This is a genomic window from Microbacterium sp. Y547 (assembly GCF_057669785.1).
This window is the reverse complement of the sequence record NZ_JBYHFN010000009.1, coordinates 1-22,168: the sequence shown is the minus strand read 5'-3', so window position 1 is coordinate 22,168 and position 22,168 is coordinate 1. Positions and strand designations below refer to the sequence as shown.

Annotated in this window: 10 protein-coding genes; 7 read left to right on the top strand and 3 right to left on the bottom strand. The window is 63.5% G+C overall.

The window, feature by feature from the left end; all coding sequences use genetic code 11:
- Positions 1–312: 312 nt before the first annotated feature.
- Together AC25Y0_RS12630 and AC25Y0_RS12625 are read right to left on the bottom strand one after the other, a co-directional pair.
- Positions 313–615 carry a hypothetical protein gene (locus AC25Y0_RS12630; protein WP_488134762.1) on the bottom strand — a complete coding sequence of 101 codons (303 nt, stop codon included), beginning with the start codon at positions 613–615 and terminating at the stop codon, positions 313–315.
- Between the two features lie 193 nt (positions 616–808).
- A complete protein-coding gene (locus AC25Y0_RS12625; protein WP_488134761.1) occupies positions 809–3,553 on the bottom strand; it encodes an AAA family ATPase in 2,745 nt (914 codons plus the stop codon).
- A gap of 225 nt (positions 3,554–3,778) precedes the next feature.
- On the opposite strand from AC25Y0_RS12625, the gene AC25Y0_RS12620 reads away from it, so the two are divergent.
- The 7 genes from AC25Y0_RS12620 (at position 3,779) to AC25Y0_RS12590 (ending at position 19,146) form a co-directional block, all read left to right on the top strand.
- Entirely contained in the window at positions 3,779–4,951 is a 1,173-nt protein-coding gene (locus AC25Y0_RS12620) for a DNA cytosine methyltransferase (protein WP_488134760.1), read from the top strand.
- Between the two features lie 167 nt (positions 4,952–5,118).
- The gene (gene drmD / locus AC25Y0_RS12615; protein ID WP_488134759.1) at positions 5,119–8,208 is read left to right on the top strand and encodes a DISARM system SNF2-like helicase DrmD; all 3,090 of its coding nucleotides are present in this window, start codon (positions 5,119–5,121) and stop codon (positions 8,206–8,208) included.
- The gene (locus tag AC25Y0_RS12610; protein ID WP_488134758.1) at positions 8,198–12,223 is read left to right on the top strand and encodes an Eco57I restriction-modification methylase domain-containing protein; all 4,026 of its coding nucleotides are present in this window, start codon (positions 8,198–8,200) and stop codon (positions 12,221–12,223) included. The genes drmD and AC25Y0_RS12610 overlap by 11 nt, the downstream gene beginning before the upstream one ends.
- Positions 12,223–15,930 (top strand): DISARM system helicase DrmA, encoded by a 3,708-nt coding sequence (gene drmA, locus AC25Y0_RS12605; protein ID WP_488134757.1) that lies wholly within the window; start codon positions 12,223–12,225, stop codon positions 15,928–15,930. Before AC25Y0_RS12610 ends, drmA begins: the two co-directional genes overlap by 1 nt.
- The gene (drmB, locus tag AC25Y0_RS12600; protein ID WP_488134756.1) at positions 15,927–17,978 is read left to right on the top strand and encodes a DrmB family protein; all 2,052 of its coding nucleotides are present in this window, start codon (positions 15,927–15,929) and stop codon (positions 17,976–17,978) included. The genes drmA and drmB overlap by 4 nt, the downstream gene beginning before the upstream one ends.
- Entirely contained in the window at positions 17,975–18,676 is a 702-nt protein-coding gene (gene drmC, locus AC25Y0_RS12595; RefSeq protein WP_488134755.1) for a DISARM system phospholipase D-like protein DrmC, read from the top strand. Before drmB ends, drmC begins: the two co-directional genes overlap by 4 nt.
- 5 nt (positions 18,677–18,681) lie before the next feature.
- A complete protein-coding gene (locus AC25Y0_RS12590; protein WP_488134754.1) occupies positions 18,682–19,146 on the top strand; it encodes a very short patch repair endonuclease in 465 nt (154 codons plus the stop codon).
- A 215-nt stretch (positions 19,147–19,361) separates the two neighbouring features.
- On the opposite strand, the gene AC25Y0_RS12585 is transcribed toward AC25Y0_RS12590, so the two are convergent.
- A complete protein-coding gene (locus tag AC25Y0_RS12585; RefSeq protein ID WP_488134753.1) occupies positions 19,362–21,122 on the bottom strand; it encodes a DUF262 domain-containing protein in 1,761 nt (586 codons plus the stop codon).
- Positions 21,123–22,168: the final 1,046 nt, after the last annotated feature.

The following is a 22,168-nucleotide window of genomic DNA, read 5'->3' as shown; positions in this document are numbered from 1 at the left end:
GACGTCAACCAAACTCGGGGCAGTCCCAAGACAAGCCGCGACCCGAAGAACCGTCGAGACCCGTGGGCGTCTGAAATGGAGCGATAGTTGACCACCGAGCAAAGTGACTGACCCGCAGCCCGCAGGACACCTCCGACCGCCTCAACGAGTACGGAAGGCGGACTCAGCGATCTCCCGGCGCCAGCCTTCTGCGTCGGTCACACGGTCGGAACCGCCGTCGGCGTGCTCTGACGGGAGGCTGCTCTTGCAAGGCTGGCAACGGCACAGGCACTGACGAGCTGGGCGACTACACATTGCACGCAACCAGGTGGGCTACTGAATGATGATGCGCTGCTTCTGCGTTCTACCCCCTGGGGAGTCGGCCCAAGTGACAAGGAGTGTCGGGGCGCTGACGCCGGCGGGGTTGCGGAGACGGAATTGATAGGGGGCGTCCGGGTTGAAGATCGACGGGGCGGCCCCGACCGAGGCGGGGTCGAACCGTTGTGTGTCCGCGATCGTCGCGCCGGTCAACTCCACGTCGTACAGCGAATTGGACCCTGCGTTCACCAAGGCCCAGAGGCCTTTGTCGGGCGATCGGGGCTCGACTCGCCATGGCGTCTTCTCGTCATCATCCATGCCGCGGAGCTTACCCGGCGCTACTGGCGCCGTCGCCACTGCCAGAGCACGGTCCCATCTGCGGAGCGAGGGCTCCGCGACGCGATGCCGACAATTCTGTACGTAGGTGTTCGACAATAAGGCGGGTGGCGACAGACAGATAAGCAGCGTGAGGCCGAACGATTCGGGACCCTCCATCCCCAATCGGTGGGCTCTACATCCCGATCCCGTGCCCCGCACTCGGCGCCCCAACCACCGGTCCGGTAGCCATCGCCGCCAAGTCCCGGGCCCGCGCCGCGCGCCGCATTTCGGCCTGAGCCGCGCGCACAGCATCCTGCATCGTCAGCTCCGGCGTACCGCGCTGCATCGACTCGGCGAGACACTCGCGGGCGGCGGCATCCGTCCGCGCGACCACGATCGCGATGTTGTGCACTCGCCCGCGTGTAAGGCCGACGTACAGTCCCGCCGCGTCCACATCGGGCCCGACCACGGACGCATCGGCGGTGTCGCCCTGCACGCCATGCACCGTCGAGGCGTAGGCAAGCTGCAGGTGCTCCCGCGCATACTCGGCAGACACTCGCCGCAACTCGCCGCTGTCGCCAACCGACACAAGATCGACGAACTCCTCACGGATGCCGCGCACAATCCACTGCGCACGATTCTCGACGCCCGTGAGGCGGTCGTTACGGCGGGTTTGGACGGCGTCACCGACGAGGATGCGCTGCTCCGCCATCCCCCACGCGACCGCGCTTGGGTCCAGCTCGCCGTGATCGACTCGCCGCTGCTGGATCGCGTCGTTGATGGCACCAGCCTCAGCGTTGGTACCGGAAACCAGCGTCACCCGCTTGCCCTGCGCGTGCCACTCGAAGTAGGCGTCGATCATCCGTTCACGCGCCGCTTCGTGATGATCGACCCGCTCGACGTGGCCGCGTTCCGCCAGCTCACCGGCAACCGCCAGCGCATGCTCGCGATCACTCGCCTCGCGCAGCCGCAGCGTAAGCGCCGCGTACTCGGGATCGCGGAACCGATGCACCGTATCGAGCTCAACCGCCGCATTCGCGTGCCGAATCGCCGAACCCATTGCGCCGGAATGTCCGACCGGCAACGCCTGGTGCGGATCCCCGACGAACGCGAGCCCGACCCCCTGCTCGATCGCGAGGTCGACGAGTACGTTCGCGGTCTGCAGATCGACCATGCCCGCTTCGTCGACCACGATCCGATCGCGAGAACGGAACCCGTACTGCGCGGGCCCGCCATATGTGCCACCCGTGCTGGGATCAACCTCCCCCACACGCAGTCGCGTCCACACCTTCGCACCGGCCTGATCGGCACCCCATCGGTAGCCGTGGTCTGCGAGCAGTGCATGAATACTGGATGCCGCAGCCCCGACCTCGCGAGACGCCACCGACGCCGCTTTCCGCGTCGGAGCAACGACGAGCATCCGCCGCCGTTGCGCCCCGAGCGCTGCGAACGCAACACGCAGCATCGTCGTCTTGCCTGTGCCAGCGGGGCCGGTAACCGTCACGAGCCCGTCAGTCCCGGCAATCGCGCACGCCGCAACGCTCTGCGAAGCATCCAGTGTCGAGATGTCCTCGTTGGGCGCACACCGATACAGCTCATTCGGCAGGAGTGAGCGCCCCGGCCGGGCGAGCGCGTCAAGGCGTCCGGCGAGGCGCACCTTCGCGCGCACTGTCCCAGTGGCCATGAAGGCCTTCACGTGCGCCGGCGGAACCTCCGCAACGAGCCGATAGACGCCGTTCGCGGCGCGCGTTGTGATCTTGACGATCACGTCGTCGAGCTGGTTGCGCTCCGCAACGATGCCCGTTCGCGAGAGTGCACGGATTGCGCCGGCGCGGATGTCGAAGCTGCTGAATCGCCCGCCAGACGCTGTGGACCGTTCGTCCGCATCCACGATCGCCGTAGCTGCGAGCAGATCCAGATCGAGGGCGTGCAGGTCTGTCGCAGCGATGGCAATCGGTGCACGCGCGGTGATGAGGCTCGGATCGATCGCCGCGATCTCGTCCCGGACGCGCGACTCCCACGACGTCTCGTCTAGGTCGGCGGGCTTGTTCGGTCGCGCTACCGCCCATGCGCGCCGGTCGATCTGATGGAGGACGTCGACGCTCGGCGCCGATCCCCCGTGCGCCGCCGACCACTCCCCGATCAGGCGCGCGCGGTTCGCCTCGATCTGCGCCGACCGGCGCGAGAGCGGGCGGACGGCGCCGGCGAGTTCGGCGATCTCGCCCGAGTCATCGAGCCTGTACCCGTGGTGCGCAAGCGCGACGATCCACTCGGGATCTGTGCGGGCTGCGAGCTCGCCCTCGGCGTTGACGACGGTATGCAGCTTCATCGCGACCCGCGAGTCGAGGTTCGACCACTTCCCGTCCGCGCCGAGCACCTTAATGTTCAGCCAGAGGTGGCGGTGAATGTGCGGGTCCAGTGCGCGCGAGCGACGATGCTGCAGCTCGACGACCTCAATGCGCGTGATCTCCTCGCGGACGAGCCCACCATGCCCACGCCGCGCGTTGAGCTCGGTCTGCCAAGTGAGCAGGATGCGCTCACGCAACCGATCCTGGAGTGCTTCGAACTCGGCAGCGATTGCCGGATGCAGCAGCGCGGCAATGCTGTACGACTTCGGGTGGTTGAGGGTCCCGTCGAGCAGCAGGTCGGCGTCGGGACTCAGCCGCTGGTGGCCGCGCTCCTGCCCCGTGACCGGGTCGTGCCCGGCGAGCCACACACGAAGTCCGCCGGCTGAGAGATTGTCGGAGGTGATGACGCCGTTCTCGACGATGAACCGAGTGACGGTTGAATCGGATGCTGCGCCGTACGCCTCGAGCGCCTCGGCGCCCGTCGAGTGGGGCATGTGGGCGTCGCACGTGCCCTCGAGAGCGTACGAGATCGCGTGCCCAACCCCGCGGGATTCGACACCCCTCTTCCATCGCTCCAGACCTCCGCGCATGGCGCCACAGTAGGCCAGGTTTTCGCGGTTATCCAGGGATTTTTCGGCGTTGCAGGCATCTGCAGCAAAGCGGCTTCAAAAGGCGTCGTCCACCGTGGGTGCCTGCGTGCATCGTAGGTTCTCTTCGTCTTCGTCTTCGTCTTCGTCTTCGTCTTGGTCTTGGTCTTGGTCTTGGTCTTGAAGTGGCACGAGGCTGATTCGCGATCTCGCAATAGGGTGAAGACCATGTCGAAGCCGCGTCATCCCCTCCGCTTGTCGCGCCGGCCGCGATTCGAAAAGGGAGAAGACCCGATTCGCGTCGTGGATCTCTTTTCGGGATGCGGGGGCATTACCCTGGGGCTTGCCCAGGCGGCCCGAGCCGAGGGTCGGGCCATTGAAATTGCGCTCGCTGTGGACTTCGAGCCGATGGCGGCGAAGGTCTACAAGCGGAACTTCCCGTTCGCCGAACGCGTGGAATCGTCGAGTGTTGAGTCCCTCTTCGAAGGTTGCCTCGGCGCGCACAGGACGCTCGGCGAGCAGCGAATCGCCAAGACGGTCGGCGAACTCGACGTTCTGGTTGGCGGGCCACCATGTCAGGGCCACAGCAATCTGAACAATCACACGCGACGAATCGACGCTAAGAACGGGCTCTACCTACACATGATTCGTGCCGCCGAGGTCCTTCGGCCTCGACTGCTGTTGATCGAAAATGTCCCGTCCGTTCTCCGCGATCGCCACAATGACTCCCCAGTCGTCGATCGGTCGATTGAACACCTCCGCAGCATCGGCTACGCCGCAGAGCATCGGGTCGTCGCTTTGGCCACTCTAGGAGTTGCGCAGAAGCGTCGACGTCACCTGCTCGTCGCAACGGCTGACGGTGAACCGCACCCGCGCGCGATCTTCGACGCGCTGTCAGGCAACGGCATCGCTCACGATCTGCGATGGGCGATCGGCGACCTGGTCGACATCGAGTCGGTACGGCCGATCGATCGGTTCTCGAGCCCGACGAGCGACAACCTTCAGCGGATGCAATACCTGCTTGACCACGGTGAGTACGACCTCCCCAACAGACTTCGCCCGAAGTGCCAACAAGGTGATCACTCATACAAATCCATGTACGGAAGATTGAAGTGGGACGAGCCTGCTCAGACGATTACGAGCGGGTTCGGAAGCATCGGTCAAGGTCGTTATATGCACCCGGATCTTCCTCGTGCGCTCACGCCTCACGAGGCTGCGCGCATCCAAGGTTTTCCGGACTACTTCGATTTCATTGACTGTCCTACACGCGGAGCTCTCGCAACGATGATCGGCAACGCCGTGCCTCCGCAGCTAGGTTCAGCTGTGCTCCGGGCGTTCGTCGGATTGCAGAAGATGGCCGAGTCGCTTGACGTGGCGAATAGCGAGGTACGCTCAGCGTGACGTGCCGATGATGCGCGATATCCCGAGCGACCGGGAATAGGGGATGGGGAAAGCGCGTGATTGCGACGAAGCAATTTGGCGAGAAGGCAGTCGCCGAGACTGAGGTTCCGGAGATCGGCAACCTCGTCAACGTTCGAGGGGCGAGGTGGTCCGTCACGGACGTTTCCGTGCAGGCGCTTCCACGCTCGAGCGCGGATGACGGCACCCCGGAGGTGCAGAGCGCGGTAACGCTCCAGTCGATAGAAGAGGACCACTACGGGCGCGAGCTCACGGTGATCTGGGAGCTCGAGCCTGGTCGCTCCGTCGTGCGCGAACAGGGCTTGCCCGACAGCATTCGGCCCGACCAGTTCGACGACCCGAAGACGTTCGCCGCCTACGTCGATGCACTCCGATGGGGGGCACTGACGAGCGCAGACCCGAAGACGCTGCAAGCGCCGTTCCGGAGCAGTGCGTCGGTTGAGGCGTACCAACTGGAACCGTTGCGCCGCGCGATCGACGCGCCGCGCGCGAACATGCTTCTCGCCGACGACGTCGGCCTGGGCAAGACGATCGAGGCAGGACTGGTCGTGCAGGAACTTCTCCTGCGCCATCGTGCCCGCTCGGTGATCATCGTGTGCCCCGCCGGTCTGGTCATCAAGTGGCAGGAGGAGATGCGCGACAAGTTCGGCTTGAGCTTCGAGATCATCAACTCCGAGACGATGAAGATGTTCCGCCGCACGTTCGGTGTCCATGCCAACCCCTTCCGCGTTTACCCTCGCGTCATCGTGTCGATGTCCTGGCTGCCGTCGCCTCGCGCCGAACGGCTACTCGAAGAGGTGTACGCGAGCGTCAACGACGTGCGAACCGCGGACCGCCACGCGTTCGACATCCTCGTCGTCGACGAAGCGCATCACGTCGCACCCGCGACGCCGAGCCGAGCGGCCACCGACCGCCCTCGATATGCCGTCGACAGTCAGCGGACGATCGCGGTACGTCGGCTCGCCGAGCGATGCCAGCACCGGCTGTTCCTCAGCGCAACGCCGCACAACGGTTATACGGAGTCGTTCACTGCTCTGCTGGAGATGATCGACTCACAGCGATTCGCGCGCGGCGCAGATCTCGACGAGGACGCGCTACGGAACGTGGCGATTCGTCGGCTCAAGCGGGATCTGCCGAGCGAGGGGTTCATGCTGCGTGAAGTGCGCCAGCTTTGGTTCGAGCCGACGATCGACGAGGCCCAGGCATACGGCAAGCTGATCGCCTTCACGCGCCGACGAAATGGTGCGATGAAGAAGGAGAGCGGACGCCGAGCATCCGATCTCGCCACCATCATCCTGAAGAAGCGCTTCTTCTCCTCCCCAGTCGCTTTCGCGTCGACCGCCGCGACCTACCTGGCGTCTCGTGGAGATGCGGATGTCGCACTCCCCGATTACGACGACGTCCTCGGCGAGGAGGCATCGGACGAGGAGGAGGGGCGTCTCGATCAGCCGGAGCTGGAGGCCCTCCGTTCCGCCAAGCGGGTGCAGGTGCCGCTGGCTGCCGAGGATATCGAGGATCTCGAGGATCTGATCAGCTGGGGTCGTCGCTACGACGGACGCCCGGACTCCAAGCTGACAGCACTGCTCGCCCTGATCGAAGGCGCGCTCCTCCTCCCCGATGGGAGTTGGACCGATGAGCGCATTGTCGTTTTCACGGAGTACGTCAGCACGCTCGAATGGCTGAAGGATGTCCTCGCGTCGAGGGGCCTCGGCGGATCTCGTCTGGCGGTGATCGACGGCTCGACCGACACCGAGACGCGCGAGGATATCCGCGCTCGTTTCACGGCGCCGCCGAACGAAGAGCCGGTTCGCATTCTGCTCGCGACCGATGCCGCCGGTGAGGGCATAGATCTGCAGACCTACTGCCACCGACTCGTCAGCTTCGACATCCCGTTCAACCCGAACCGGCTCGAGCAGCGGATCGGACGAATCGACCGGTACGGGCAAACCGAGACGCCCCTGGTGTGGCACCCGCGCGCTGCGAAGGACAATCCGAGCCCGTACGCACAGGACATCGACCTGCTGGCTCGCTTGGCGAGCAAGATCGCGAATTCCGAGCACGACGGCGTTTCGGCCAGCGAGATCATCGCTCCCGACCTGCAGCGCGAGCTCGGGTACGAGGTCATTGCGCGTCAGACGCGACGCGCTGATGGTTCGAATGACCTCAACCGCGTCATGGAGGCCGAACGAGGTCTGAGCCGGAGCCTGACGCGCCTTGCTGATCGCCTCACCGACTCGCGCGACCGCATGCATTTGCACGAGGGAAACCTCCGACGTGTTTTCGAGGAAGGTCTACGCGTCTCGGGGCAGCCGCAGCTCGTCGAGGTCGACGATCTCGACGAAGCAGTGGTCTATGAGGTTCCGTCCGGCCTCTCCCGCACCTGGGTGCCCGCGCTCGCCGGGCTAGATACACGCCTCGCTCCGGGCATCCTGCGCCCCATCACGTTCGACGAGGCCCGAGCCCGCGGGCGGACGGATGTCGTCTACGCCCACCTGGGGCACCCGTTGATCCAGCGAGCCGCGCGTGAATTACGCGGTCAGGTCTGGACCCGTACCGATCAGGTGAGAGGCGTGAGCGCCGTTGTCGTTGAAGGGTTGGACCAATCCTTCGCAGCCGGGGTTGCCCGGCTGGTGATCGTGGGCGAGAGCGGGGTACGCCTGCATGAAGAAGTGTTCCTCGCCGGCACACGTCTGTCCCGCCGGCAGGAGCTCGGCGTGGAGAAGGCCGAGACGCTGCTCGCCTCGGCCCTCGACGGGTCCCGCCTCACGGCTCCTAGCGAGCGCGCGCTCGAACGCCTCGCCGCGGACTGGACAAACCAGGGCGATGAGCCGGACGGTCTCCGTTCCCGGGTGAACGAGGCGATCGAGCGCCGTGCCGACCGGCTCCGACTCGAGATCGAGGAGAACCTCGAAGGACGCCGCCGGGCCGACCTCTCCACCGTTGAGCAGATCTTCCAGAACTTCCGCGCGACGCTCGAAGGAACGCTCACCGCCGCGGACGAGGCTCGCCGCGTAGGCGCTGAGATGCTTTTCCAGCTCGACGACGAACGACAGCAGCGCGAACGGGATCTCGCGCGAGTGCGCACCCGCCTGTCCGTGCTGGACGATGAACTGCGCACCGAACGCGACGCCGTGGAGCGCCGATACCGCGAGCTTCAGGCACACACTTTCGCCGCCGCGCTCGTGTTCGCGCTGACACCCGAGGACGCCGAGAAATTGGAGACTGACGATGGCCGTTGACGTTTGGGAGTGGCTCTCGCTGATCGACGCTGAGGGACCCTTCCTGTCGCGCGCGGCGCTGAAGTCGTTCTATCCGTCGGGGCTTCCGAAGGCCGATGCCGCGGTCGACGACGTCAACGCAACCTTCGTCGACGAGTTCGTGCGCTGGACGAAGGGATGGCAGACGGCATCCCCCGACACTTACCCGGCGCTCCGCGATCGATGGGTGGAGTCCGTTCTTCGTACGCTGCTCGACTGGTCGGACGAACTGGTGCTCGAACCTGCCGAGTACTCGGCCGCGTCGCCGAACGAGTCGGTCCGGTTCACACCGTGGGCGGGGCTGAAGGGCGATGACGGCACGGTCGCTTTGGTCACAGTCGTCGAGCGGACGGAGAATCTCCGAAACGCCGGATCCGATGGCTGGTCGGCGAACGCGATCGATCGGATGGCTCTCCTCCTGCGGGAGTCGGGAGTGTCGATCGGCATTGTGACTGACGGCCGTTGGTGGGCCTTGGTGTCCGCTACAAAGGACGTCACGACGGCGAGCGGTGTCTGGGATGCGCTGCTCTGGCGCGAGGAGAAGCCGAGCCGGGACGCATTCCTCGCGCTCGCGAACTATCGCTCGGTCGTGGGCATCCCGGCGGAGAGGAGATTGTCCGCGCTCTTCGCTGAGAGCGTCGCGAGCGCTGAGCAGATTACCGAGGCGCTCGGCGATCAGGTACGGCGGGCGGTGGAACTCGTGCTTCAGTCGATGTCCGACACTCATCTACGATCGATCGCCAAGGGTGAAGAGTCACCGCTCCCAGCCGACCCCAGGGCCGTCTATGAGGGGGCGGTCACCGTACTCATGCGGATTGTCTTCCTGCTGTTCGCCGAGGAGCGCGGATTGCTCCCCGAGCATGATCTGTACCGTTCTTCGTACGCGATCGCCGACATCCGCGAGCAGCTCCAGCGTGAGGCAACGGCGAGTTCCGAAGAGACACTCGACCACTCTTGGGAAGCCTGGCACCGCCTCCTCGCCTCGAGCAACGCAGTGTTCGGTGGCGCATCGTTCGAGGACATGCGCATGCCCGCCTACGGAGGTTCACTCTTCGAACCCGAACGATTCCCGTGGCTGCAAGGGGTGGATGCTCACGGCCGCCTTCGGGTGCGGCTTACCGACAGGACGATGCTCGCCGTCCTCAAAGCTGTGCAAACGATCGAAGACGGCGCGATGCGCCTGTCGTTCCGCGACCTGGACGTCGAGCAGATCGGCTACGTATACGAGGGGTTGCTCGGATACTCCGCGGAATACGCCGACGAGGTGGTGGTCGGGCTCAAGGGTAAGAGTGGTTTCGAACCTGAGATCCGGCTGCGTGAGCTCGAAGCGATTTTGGACTCGGCGACGACCCCGGCCGACTTCGGCAAACGTCTCGTGGAGCACCTGAAGAAGACGCAAGAACACGCCAGGGCGCAAACTGCTAACCAGATCGCAAAAGCGATCAGCGACACCAACGAGGATGCGGCAGCCGACGCTCGGACGCGTTTGAGGCATGCGCTTCTCGGCGACATTGACCTGGTGGATCGACTCGTGCACTTTCATGGCTTGATCCGCCCCGATCTCCGTGGGTTCCCGTACGTCGTTCCTGCCAATGGTCTTGTCATGACGGAGTCGCCGCAGCGCGCGAACACCGGTACGCACTACACGCCACGTTCTCTCGCCGAAGAGGTCGTACTGCACGCGCTCGAACCACTCGTCTACTCGCCTGGTCCCCTGGACACCGAGAACTCTGAACGGTGGGCTCTGAAGTCATCTGCGGAGATACTCGACCTGAAGGTCGCCGATATCGCGGCCGGCTCGGGAGCGTTCCTCGTCGCCGCGGCCCGCTACCTCGCCGACCGTCTCATCGAGGCGCGTGCGAAGGAGGGCCTCGACGTTGGCGTGGAGTCCGACCTCAAGCGCTGGGCCGTGCGCGAAATCGTTGCGCGCTGCCTGTACGGAGCTGACATCAACGGGATGGCCGTCGAGATGTGCAAGCTGTCGCTTTGGCTCATCTCAATGGATCCAGGCAAGCCGTTCTCTTTCGTCGACGACCGCGTCTTCCACGGCAACTCGCTCCTGGGTGTAACCACTGAAGCCCAGCTCAAGGCGCAACATATCTACCCCAAGAATCGCGCCTTGCGCGCGCCGCTTCGTTGGTTCGATGTGGACAAGGACCTCGAAGATGCCGCGCGACTCCGGCGCGAGCTTTCTTCAGGACAGGTCGATGAAGCCGACCGCATGCGCTCGACTCGCGCCAAACGCGCGCTGCTTGCACAGTCGGACCAAGTGACCGCGAAGCTTCGCGATGTCGCAGACGGGATTGTCGCCGCGGGGCTTCTGGAAGGAGGCAGGCCCGGGAGGAAGCTCGAGGAGCGGTACGACGAGCTCGCCGACGCCTTGCACGACGCCTACCCGACTAGCGAGTCCAACGCCGACCGCAGGCAGCTCGAGCGAATTGTAGAGCAGGGCCTTTTGCCGACCGCAGACATCGGCGAGACGCGTTGGAAGCCACTTCACTGGATTCTTGAAGCACCCGATGTCATCCACGATCACGGCGGTTTCGACGCGATAATTGGAAATCCTCCATTCCTGGGTGGCAAGAAGATCACGCCCGCAATGGGCCCGGGGTTCCGCGATTGGCTCGTGGAGGTCGTGGCAGGTGGAGTAAAGGGAGGTAACACCGATCTTGTCGCATATTTCCTTTTGCGTGCTGCGGAGCTGGTCGTCGCCGATTCGGGCACTCTCGGGTTAATCGCCACGAACACGGTGGCCCAAGGTGACACTCGCGAGGCGGGTCTAGAACAACTGAGCAAGCACGGGTTCGAGATCGTGCGATCGATTCAGAGTCGGAAGTGGCCAGCTCGTTCCGCGAACCTCGAGTTCGCCGCTATTTGGGCAACCCGCTCGCTCGTCGCCCAGGACGTGCGACGCGACGCAGACGGCCGTCTCGTGAGTCGTATCTCGACCCTTCTCGAACCCTACTCGCGGGTTGAAGGCATGCCCGTAGAGCTGAATGAGAATTCAGGGTTCGCGTTTCAAGGATGCGGAGTACTCGGCCTTGGGTTCTTTATCTCACCCGAGCAAGCCGCTGATTGGATTGCACATGACTCCCGCAATGGGGAGGTTCTTGCCCCCTACCTTTCGGGCGAGGACCTGAACGCTTCTGCTCGGATTTCCGCACCCCGGTGGGTTATCGACTTTCAAGAGCGAACCGAGGCGGAAGCGAGCTCGTACTCCCTGCCCTGGCAGCACCTGTACCAGAATGTCCGCCCCGAACGCCTGCTAAAGGATGGGGTCCGCTACCCAAGAATGGTCAACGAGTGGTGGAAGTTCTGGAATAATCGTCCAGCGCTTCGGGCAGCAATCGCCGATTTGCCTTCCGTTCTCGCCATCGCACAGGTCAGCCGGACCGTCATGCCAGTCGTCGTTCCCGGTGAACATGTCTTCGCTCACAAAGCGATTGTTTTCGCGACAGACTCCCCGGCTGAACTCGCTGTGCTGTCCTCCAGCGTGCACACCCTGTGGGCGTTCAAGTACAGCTCAAGCATGCGCACGGACCTCAGCTACTCCCCAACGGATGTAACCCGATCGCTCCCGCGGCCGTCGCTCACGCCGGCGCTCCAGGCCGAAGGTGAGCGACTCCATGAGGCGCGAAGTCGGATCATGCTTGACCGCGACCTGGGGCTGACCGCGCTCTATAACCGCGTCAACTCGGCCGAGATTCTTGACGATTCCGATGTCGATGCGCTCCGATCTATACACACGCAGATCGACAAGGTCGTCATGGATGCATACGGATGGACCGACGTCCTGCTTGAGCACGGCTTTCACACGTATCGCCAGATGGAACGGTGGACGGTGAGCCCGCCAGCGCGTATCGAGATACTCGATCGCCTACTGGAAGAAAATCATCGGCGCGCGGCAATCGAGTCGAAGGCCGCTCCGGTAAAAACCAAGGCAGCGCGCAGCAAGAGCTTCAGCGAGTCCGAGCGACCTGTAGGAGCGATGTTCTGATGACCACTGCGATCCCTCCGTCACCGCGTGCGACTTCGGAGCAAGTCCGTGGCGAGCTGCTCGACCTTCTTTCCCGGGACCTCGTTGGCCCGTGGGGTGGAAGAGATGAGACCATCCTCGGCACGCCGCGTGCTCGCTACCTGGCCGGAGCGCTCGCACCAATCTCTGTGATCGACGGCATCTCTTCGTCCGTAGCGCATGAGGAGGCGAAGCCGACGACCCTCGATGATTTGCGCAACGACGACTCGCTCGCGGTTGCGAATCTAACCAACACACAAGACGTACAGGGCGTCCCCTCCGATGAGGACGAATCCGTGAGCGAAGCCTCGCCCTCTGACTCGGACGAGGACCGCGGACCCGAGTCGAAGATCATCGCGCCCTCGTCCCTCGGCATCAGGTTCCAGGTGCCGGCCGAAACGTCTGCTCTAGTCTTCCGAGCCCGGTGGGGCAGCTACACCGCAAGGCGTGAGCTTGATGAGAGCGGACGTTCGCAGACGTACTACGACCGTGAGCAGCACGACATCCCCGTCTCGATCGACATCTCAGGGATAGAGAACGGCGGTCGCCAGATGGAAGAGATTCGCGGCGAACACGTCGCCGTGTCCGTCGAAGTCTTCGATGCGGAGGGGCATCGCGTCGTCGAAGCCGCGATGCTGAATACAGTCGTAACCGGCCGTGAGCTGCCGCCGAAGCTCTGGCTCTTTCAGGCCCAACTCGAAGTGGCGGCTCCCGGTGCCGCGAGCATCTTCCTACCGACACGTGACGCCCGCGAGCGCGATCGCGGATCACTCGACTCCGAGGTCCGCCGCCTCGACCTGCTGTATCGCGATCGTCTCGAGTTCGCTGTCGGTCGAACCGCGTCCGCAGAGTGGGACGTCGCGCCGGATAATCCGCGCCGCGCAGCTGCGGTCCGGACGACGTGGCTGCCGACTGCTGAGGTGCCGCAGACCCAAGCGCCGAAGGTGGAGGGCGCAGTACTGAGCATGCGCGCTCTCATGGAGGCGGACCCTCAGGTGTTGCGCACCGGACTTCAGCCGCTGATCGACGGGTACAGCGGATGGTTAACGAAGCAGGACGGAAAGACTAAGGAGCTCCCCACCTGGCTTCGGAAGCAAGCAGAGATCGGCCTCGATGACGGAGCGCGGGCGCTGAAGCGTCTGCGGCAGGGGCTCGATCTCCTCGTGGAGAATGTCAGCGCCCAGCGGGCCTTCTGGTTCATGAATCGCACGATGCGCGACCAGCGACTGCAGTCGCAGATCGCGGCCCTGCGCATCGAGCAACCGAGTCTCACCCTTGCCGATGCAACCGTTGAAGTGGAAGCTCGCGGCGAGGCCGCGGCATCCTGGCGCGCATTCCAGCTTGCGTTCATCCTCATGCAGCTGCCAGCCGTCGTCGACCCGACCAACGCTCGCCGGTCGTCCGACGTCCCCCGAGCCGAACTTCTCTTCTTCCCGACGGGCGGTGGCAAGACGGAGGCCTACCTGGGCCTGGCAGCGTTCACCTTCGGTATTCGTCGGCTGCAGGGCAAAGTCGAGACACCCGAGGGCTTGCTTGACGGTGGCGACGGCGTCGCGGTCTTGATGAGGTACACGCTCCGCCTTCTCACCTCCCAGCAGTTCATCCGCGCAACGACTCTCATGTGTGCGGCCGAACTGGTGCGGCGCGATGACCCGACGACCTGGGGTTCAACGCCGTTCCGCATCGGATTGTGGGTGGGCGCGAGTGTTAGCCCGAAACGCTACTCGGAGGCGGCAGAGCAGGTGAAGGACGTCCGTGAGAGCGAGGGCAACTCCGCCTATGGCCTCTCGGTCCTGCAGTTCGACCACTGCCCGTGGTGCGGAACCGCGATCAACCCCAAAGCCAACGTTGAAGCCGACGATGTCGAGAAGCGCATCCGCGTCTATTGCGGTGACCGACGCGCACGCTGCCCGTTCGCGGCTGGTGGCTCGGCGGTCGAGGGGTTGCCGGTGTTGACGGTCGACGACGAGATTTACCGGCATCCGCCCACATTCCTCCTTGCCACGGTCGACAAGTTCGCTCGCCTCGCTCGCGAGGCCGAGGCTGCTAGCCTGTTCGGCTACGTCGCGAAGAGGTGCCCTCGACACGGGTTCAAGAATGCGGACACTGCACCGGACGTGTGCTCCGCAGAGCATCACAACTCGCGCACCGCGAACGGTCGCACCTACCCTCCAACGGACGTGATGCCAGTCGGACGGCTGCGCCCGCCCGATCTCATCATCCAGGACGAACTCCATCTCATCACCGGCGCGCTGGGAACGGCCGTCGGCCTGTTCGAGGGTGCGATCGATGTGCTCTCGACATGGCAGCTCGGCGAATCGGCATCCGCGAAGGCAGTCAAGCCGCTCGTCATAGCTTCCACTGCAACTGTGCGCAAGGCGCGTGAACAGGTCATGAATCTGTACGCCCGCGAGGTCGAGGTCTTTCCTCCGCAGGTGCTCAGCGCAAGCGACACCTTTTTCTCGAAAGAGGTGCCGCTCGACCAGGCGCCCGGGCGCAAATACATCGGCGTCTGCCTCCACGGCGCCCGGCTCACGCTCGCGGAGATCCGGCTCAGCGAGATCCTTCTTCTCGCCGGGCAGAAACTGTTCGACGAGCATGGAGCCGCCGCGGAGCCGTACCTCACGCTCGTCGATTACTTCTCGGCTACCCGCGAGCTTGCCGGCATGCGTCGCTACCTCGAAGATGATGTCACCACGCGTGTCAGCGGCAACCCCGACAAGATGAATGGCTACCCACGAAGACGTACGCCACTTGTCCTCGGCGAGTTGACGTCGCGGATCTCGTCGAAGGAGATCGGGCGCACGCTCACGCACCTCGCGACGCCCTTCGAAGTCGAACACGATACGACCGAAGCGAGGAAGCAGATGGCGGTGAAGCTACAGGCAGGTCAGAAGTTACCCCCGCGCGAGCTGCCGTTCGACGTCGTCCTCGCGACGTCGATGCTCCAGGTTGGTGTCGATGTTCAGCGACTGGGGCTCATGATGATCGTGGGGCAGCCGAAGAACACCGCCGAGTACATTCAGGCCTCGTCGCGTGTTGGTCGCGAAGCAACCAAACCAGGGCTGGTCGTCACACTCGCCAACCGTGCACGCCCGCGCGACATGGCGCACTACGAGCAGTTCGAGCACTATCACGACACCTTCTATGCCAACGTTGAGGCACTTTCGGTAACCCCCTATTCCGACGCGGCTCTTGAGCGCGGCCTGACGGGTCTTATCATTTCGGCCGCTCGCGTCGTAGATACCGCCGCCGGCGGCAATGTGTCGCTGTCCTCGGATTCGGTAGCGGGAGCGTCGCGCATCTCCCAACGGCGCACGGCGATCGACAAGCTGGTCGACGCGCTCATCGCTCGTGCTCAGCAAGCGGGCGACTCCCAGTCAGCGGCGTTGATGAAGAGCAAGCTGGTGCTTCGCCTCGATAAGTGGACGGAGAAGGCGACCGCGCACGGCGGTGGGCTCACGTACGCACGGAAGTCGCTTCCGAATCAACACGTCGAGATGCTTCTCGTGAGCCCTGAAGACACGATCGGAGAAGGCGGGGATCGTCTCTTCCAGGTTGCGAACTCGATGCGCGAAGTGCAGCCCGAGATCGACCTGCTTGTCTCGCCGTTCCCCGACAAGCTGACGGAAAACCCGTCCCCATCTACTCCGCCTTGGACGTTCTCACCCAAGAAGGGCGCGAAGTGACCGACGACACGACTACCGAAACGTCGAGCGTCGCCGGTGACATCGCCGATCCGTTCGCCGATACGACGCAACCGACCAAGAATCGCGCCCGCGTCGGTTCGATCCGACCTAACGCGATGCTTTACACCTCGGGGATCGGCGCGACCGTCGACCTGCCGCATCTCGCCGTGATGCCGCAGGGGATCGACGCCTGGGACAAGGCTTACGCTCGCATGGGCGATACCACCCTCGTGTTCGTCCCGCGCCTACTCGAGGCGGTACGTCGCCATCTCGGGCGGCAGGTCGGTGAGCTTCGGCAGCCGCCGTGGCTGCCCGAGGAGCCGTTCAGCAACTCCACGCCGATCGGCATCCCCACTCGTGTGTTTCCCCAATGGCTGCGCTGCACGGGCTGCGATCTGCTGGCTACTGTCTCGTCCAACGCCTTCACGTTCGAGAACACGAAGAAGCACCGCCCCGACCTCGCCCGCTTCGTGCACGCGAAGTGCAAGGGCCGATTCAAGGGCAACCCACGCGATCGCCTTGCCGTGCCAGCGCGATATCTGATCGCCTGCACGAACGGCCACCTCGACGAGTTCCCGTATATCGAATGGGTGCACCACGCCGACGGGCACAAAAGCGAGTGTGTCGCACACCCCAAGCTGCGGATGCTCGAGTGGAAATCGAACCTCGGACCCCAGGTGTCGATCTCATGCGCGCAGTGCGGCTCCTCGCGCAACATTGCGGAGCTGACCCGCGCGGGCGGCTCGGCATCGCTACCCAATTGCCGCGGCCGACATCCTCACCTTCCGACCTATTCACCTCCCGGCTCGGTATGCAACGGCGAAGTGCGCTTGATGCTGCTCGGCGCTGCCAACCAGTGGTTCCCCGCAGCAATCAACCTGCTCGTGCTGCCGTCACGGAAAGAGCCTAAGCCGCAGGACACCGTCGACGAGGTGCTCGGACTTCCCGCATCGGAGATCGCAAAGCTGACCTCGCTCGCGAACGTCAGCGCGTGGCGAATGTTCGCCTCGCCGATCATGGTGGAGAGGTTCACCGGGATCTCCGACGAGGATCTCTGGACGGCCGTGCGGGTGGCGAGGGGCGATCTACCTCCACTCGCGCCATCGAACCCTGGTCCGGTCGGATACGACCCGAATTATCTACTCGTTCCCGAGTGGCAGACACTCACCCACCCCGACGAGTTTCTTACGGAGGACCGGCGGAATGGCTTCAAAGTGCATTCGGTGCCGGTGGCACAAAGCATGAAGCCTGTCGTGTCGGAGGTGATCGCGGTCGATCGCATCCGGAAGGCCAATGCGTTCATCGGGTTCACGCGCATTGACGCACTCGACCGGATCGGCGACGAGATGGAGCGCATCGCGCCGATCGCGATCAATGGGAAGCCTACGTGGGCACCCGCGACCGAGGATCGCGGCGAGGGAATCTTCATCCGCTTCGACGAGTCGGTCGTCGAAGCTTGGGAGAGGGAGGCCCTCGATAGCGGGGTGTGGACGGCGCACGTCGAAGCGCATCACCGTAATCTCGGGCGCCGCCAGAGCCTATCGGCCGCGCAGATCGATTCGGAGGAGCGGATGCCTCCCCCGCGATACTGGGCTCTGCACACCTTGTCTCACCTGCTCATCCGCGAAATGGCGATGTCGAGCGGCTACGGCTCCGCTTCCGTGTCGGAACGCATCTACGCCTGGCGCAAAGCCGATGAACGGGAGGCCGCCGCCGGCATCCTGATCACAACAACCTCAGCCGACAGCGAGGGGACGCTGGGCGGGCTTGTCAGCTTGTCGCAGACCGCGAAGCTCGAAGCCGTCGTACTCGAGGCCCTGCATCGCGCCGAGCGCTGTTCATCCGACCCGATATGCAGCCACCGCCTCCCCAAAGACCAGGAGGAGTTCCTGCATGGTGCGGCCTGCCACTTCTGCGCGTTCCTGTCGGAGACCTCGTGCGAGCGCGCGAACAGATTCCTCGACCGGCGATTCGTGCTCGGACTGCACGGCGGGTCTCTCGGACTAGCTCCTCTCATGGAGAGCATTTCGGTGAGTGCCGGCCAATGAGCAATCCGATAGCCACCCTCGCCGCGACGCTCTCACCGGCCGAGTCGGTTCGGGTCGCGTCCAGCTTGGAGATCGACGGAAGCCTGATCCAGGCATGGACGACACTGCATGGCAACGCCGAGGCGGAGGCCGCGCTGGAAGCCGCATTCCACCTACTCGGGGATGAGGCCCTGGCGTCCGTACTCCGTGGCTTCGCTACCGCGGCGGCGCGCAATGCGATCGATCTACGGGCCGTGTGGAGCGGACCGACGTTCGATGGCGACGGCGATCACACCACGGCTGCGCTCGCGCACCTGATCGACGATGCGACAGAAGACGTCTTCGCGTCAACGTTCTCCGCCACAGAAGGTTCTGACTTCGTGAAGGCCCTGTGGCGCGCTATCGCCCGGGGCGTATCGACCACGGTTCTCCTGGACACCACCGTCCGCATGCAGCCGACCGCGGTGATGCTGCAGAAGAAGCTGCACGGCGCGACATTTCTCACGTATGAGTCCACCACAGGCCAGTACGCAGCACAGCACTCGAAAGTGGTCATCGTAGACGCTGCGACGGCCTTCGTGACCAGTGCCAACTTCTCGGACGCGGGCGCCCACCGGAACCTCGAAGCGGGCGTGATCGTGCGGGACGCTGACTTTGCTTCGAAGCTGCGGCTGCGATTCCGGCACCTCGCCGAAGCTGGCGAGCTGAAGAAGCTGTAGTCGCCATGGGTACGAAGTCGTGGGCGACGTCTGACGGTACTCGGCGATCGATGCTCGCGAACAAGCGCCGAGACACTTCGACGGAACTGGCCGTGCGCCGCGAGCTTTTCTCCAGAGGGTTACGGTATCGGGTTGACCATCTGCCGATACCGGGATTGCGGCGCCGGGCTGACGTCGTCTTTACCCGGGCTCGTCTGGCCATCTTCATCGACGGTTGCTTTTGGCACGGCTGCCCCCTCCACGCGACCACGCCTAAGCGCAACCGTGACTACTGGGGCCCGAAGCTCGCCGCCAACATCACCCGTGACCGTGACACCGATGAGCAACTTCGTGCTGCTGGATGGAGAGTCCTTCGCTTCTGGGAGCACGAGGCCCCTGTCTCTGTCGCGGTCAAGATTGCAGATGTGCTCGGAGAGAGTGCCGGCGAGCGTCAGCGGACGACGCCAGTACCGAACGCCGAGACGAAGTAAGCGACCAGCTGGGCCGCAGACTCTCGATCGAATTGCATCGACTGGCTGCTCTTCGGCTCAGAACTGCGCCCTGATGAACCGAAAGTGCTGACATGAACCAGCTTCTCACCGCTTGAGGAATCGATGGTCTGAACGTAGCAATCGACCTCGGTGCGATGCGGCCAAACGGGTTGCGTTCCTGGCAAAATTCGGGCGATACGGGCCATGCGAGGTCTTCAGCTCTCCCTCTTCGATGGAAGTCCCAATGCCTTCACCAATCTGTTGCGAATCCTAGTGCGACGGGCTTCTGCAAAGTCGAGGAAGTCCTTGAGCTCAAGAGATATACCGTCCAAGTCATTCGCTTTCAAATAAGCGGCGCGCTGCTCGTCAGAGTCGAAATGATCCCGTACCCAAGCGGCGGGTAGCATCGCCTGCTTCTCGGTGTTCCGAGTTCCCAGGAGCAGCTGCAGATTGGGAAGAGCATCGAACGCCTCCAAGTACCGAGGAACCTCCTGCTCGGGGACACCGGCCGCCGCAAGCGCCTTCGTCGTAAAACGCGTCTTTGGAAAGATGTGGTCTTCATGAAAGTTCTTCGAGAGATCGAGGCCCGGGTACAAAAGAGACAGCAGACCAAAGGTGGCTCGCCCCCCGTATGGGGAGGCCAGGAGCCCGTCGATCTCGGCATTCTCGAACGTGAGGGGCTTTGCGAGGCTCGCCATCTCACTCTCAAGCGCAGCGACCGGGAAGCCCTCCGATGCGTCAGTTTGGTCGATCACCGTGCGGAGTCGAGTGAGCAGGGTGTCGACGCCAGAGCCCCAGACTCCTTGTTTGAGAAGCGACCTTGTCACCCATCCGGCCGTGATTGACCGGTCGGCGGAGGTATGCGATGAGTCGAGATACGCGTCCGTCGCTTCGCGTCTAAACAGGTAGTAGGCCAAGACGAGGGCCGCGTTGTTCGCCGTCAGGCTGCGCGACGAATAGCCGGATTGTTTCAGAAGATCGGCGGTGATGAGGAGCGCTGCTCGAATGCTCGGCCAGTTCTGTTCGATCTTCTTGATGTTCGCTCGCGTGATGCTCGAGACCTGGAACCGGACGTCCACGCCCACCATCATCAGTGCAGCCTTCAGCACGAAGTCCTTGTCGAAGTTGAACTCTCGATCGTTGAGCTCGCCAACCAACGACCGGACTTCCTCGCGGGCACCCGGCTCCGTCTCCCACTGGTTGGTGGCCATTGAAAGAAGAAGGTCGGACTTCGATAGCTTCTGGCCACCGCTGTTCACGCGAATGAAGATCTCGAGCACCTTATCCGGGTCCTGATCTTCAACCAGGTAGTAGTTCATCGACTTGGTTGAGCGGATTGCCTTGTGGAGCCTATCCAGGCGCCGCACCCCCTCTTTCACGTCCTTCAGGCCGCGACTTTGGGCGATCTCGATGTACTCGACTGCGTCGCCTTCAAGCTTCAAGATATCGCCGACGAGGAACCACTTGTCTTGTGCGTCCGGGGCGCCCTTCGCCTCGTCTTTGGTGAGAAACCGAAGGTCGTACAGAAGTCCAAGGTCCTCCTGGCCGGGAGTGTCGGCGAGGTTCAGGTACAAGCGCTTCACTTGATAGGCATTGGCCGAACTCGCCCGACCATAGAGCCGGCGAAGAGCATGACTTCCGTAGAGACCGATGTTCAATGACGTCAGTCGTTGCTGCCCATCGAGAATCGCTGTCGTTCCTTGACCAACCGGAACCTTCTGCTTCGTCGCGTAAGGGTGATCCTTCTCGTGATAGTCGCGGAGGAATCCATAGAATACGTAGCTCTCCGCAGTCTCCGGCTCCACGTTCCAAAACAGAAAGGACCCCACAGGATAGCCACGTAGAAGGCTATCGAAAAGCTGAATAATGTCCCGCGTGTTCCAAACGAACTCGCGCTGGATAGCCGGCATGAGGTACTCCTGAGAGAAGATCCGTTTGAGCACGTCTTCCACCGTCTTTGGTGACTCGAAACCCACGACGCCCTCCTACATCTCCCACCGACCTACTTATCACAGTAGCCGTCAGCGTAGACGCTCTGATGTGGCGCCCGCGAGATCACTGCATTCTTGCTCTCTCTCCGACTACCAGCTCCGAAGCGAGCGCGAGCCTGAAGCGCGACGTGAAGCGAGGTCGGAGCATCACGAAGCGGCACATTAGCCGCGAGATCCACGCGAGGTCATCTCAGTCTTCGCCGTCCTCCCGGAAACCAACCGTCAATCGGCCGAACCGTGGTGCGCCCGAGCGGACGCGTGCGAGGCGAGCTTGGGGCCGTGATGCAAGACCTATTCTGTAGATTCACTTCATCACCTCGGACGGCCTACTTGGGACGACTACAGTCCGTGAACCCAGCGCCACAGTCTGCCGTGCAGCAAGGGATCGTGGCTCTGTGGGTCGTTCAAGAGTGCGCGGAGGTGAGGGTACCTTCCGTCCGCCTTTGTGCGGGCGAGCCCAGTTGCATACGCCCGTTCGCTCGTCTGATCTACGATGGCGCCGCGCCAGAACTGCCAGGTGCTGTCGGTCACTCGCCCGATACCTCGGCAGTCGATCTGGTCTTCGCACAGTTGCAGGTACGACATCACGACCGGTGCGTCGGCTCTCGACGGAGAGCCACCGGAGGCGAATGCGCGGGTGCGGGCGTCCATGAGGTGCCAATACCGCTCAATGAACAGCGCTTCGAAGTCGCGATGCCTCTGCCGACCGTGGATGACGATCTGCCAGGCAGCAAACGCAACCGCCAGTAGTGTCAGTCCCTGCAGAACGAGTCCAGCGATGGCGTAGCCGTCTTGGTTAATTTTGCTTCGTGGCCAATCGTCAACTGCCCGACATGTGAGTAACCTGAGCCAGTTGGCGCTAGAGGTCACGGCGATTCCACTCCTTTGCCACGATGGCGGACTTCACATTCGAGGATATCGCTGACTGCGAAGTGCGCCCGGAGCTGACCTCGGTTTTCGCGTCCTCCGATACTCAGCCAATCAAGCGATCGGGCACGGCGGAGTAGTGCCCCGTAGCGTGGTGTAGCCCA

What these genes read in the sequence shown, in the direction of transcription:
- AC25Y0_RS12630 (WP_488134762.1), bottom strand. Translation starts at nt 615, where the DNA reads ATGGATGATGACGAGAAGACGCCATGGCGAGTCGAGCCCCGATCGCCC.
- AC25Y0_RS12625 (WP_488134761.1), bottom strand. Translation starts at nt 3,553, where the DNA reads ATGCGCGGAGGTCTGGAGCGATGGAAGAGGGGTGTCGAATCCCGCGGG.
- AC25Y0_RS12620 (WP_488134760.1), top strand. Translation starts at nt 3,779, where the DNA reads ATGTCGAAGCCGCGTCATCCCCTCCGCTTGTCGCGCCGGCCGCGATTC.
- AC25Y0_RS12610 (WP_488134758.1), top strand. Translation starts at nt 8,198, where the DNA reads ATGGCCGTTGACGTTTGGGAGTGGCTCTCGCTGATCGACGCTGAGGGA.
- drmA (WP_488134757.1), top strand. Translation starts at nt 12,223, where the DNA reads ATGACCACTGCGATCCCTCCGTCACCGCGTGCGACTTCGGAGCAAGTC.
- drmC (WP_488134755.1), top strand. Translation starts at nt 17,975, where the DNA reads ATGAGCAATCCGATAGCCACCCTCGCCGCGACGCTCTCACCGGCCGAG.
- AC25Y0_RS12590 (WP_488134754.1), top strand. Translation starts at nt 18,682, where the DNA reads ATGGGTACGAAGTCGTGGGCGACGTCTGACGGTACTCGGCGATCGATG.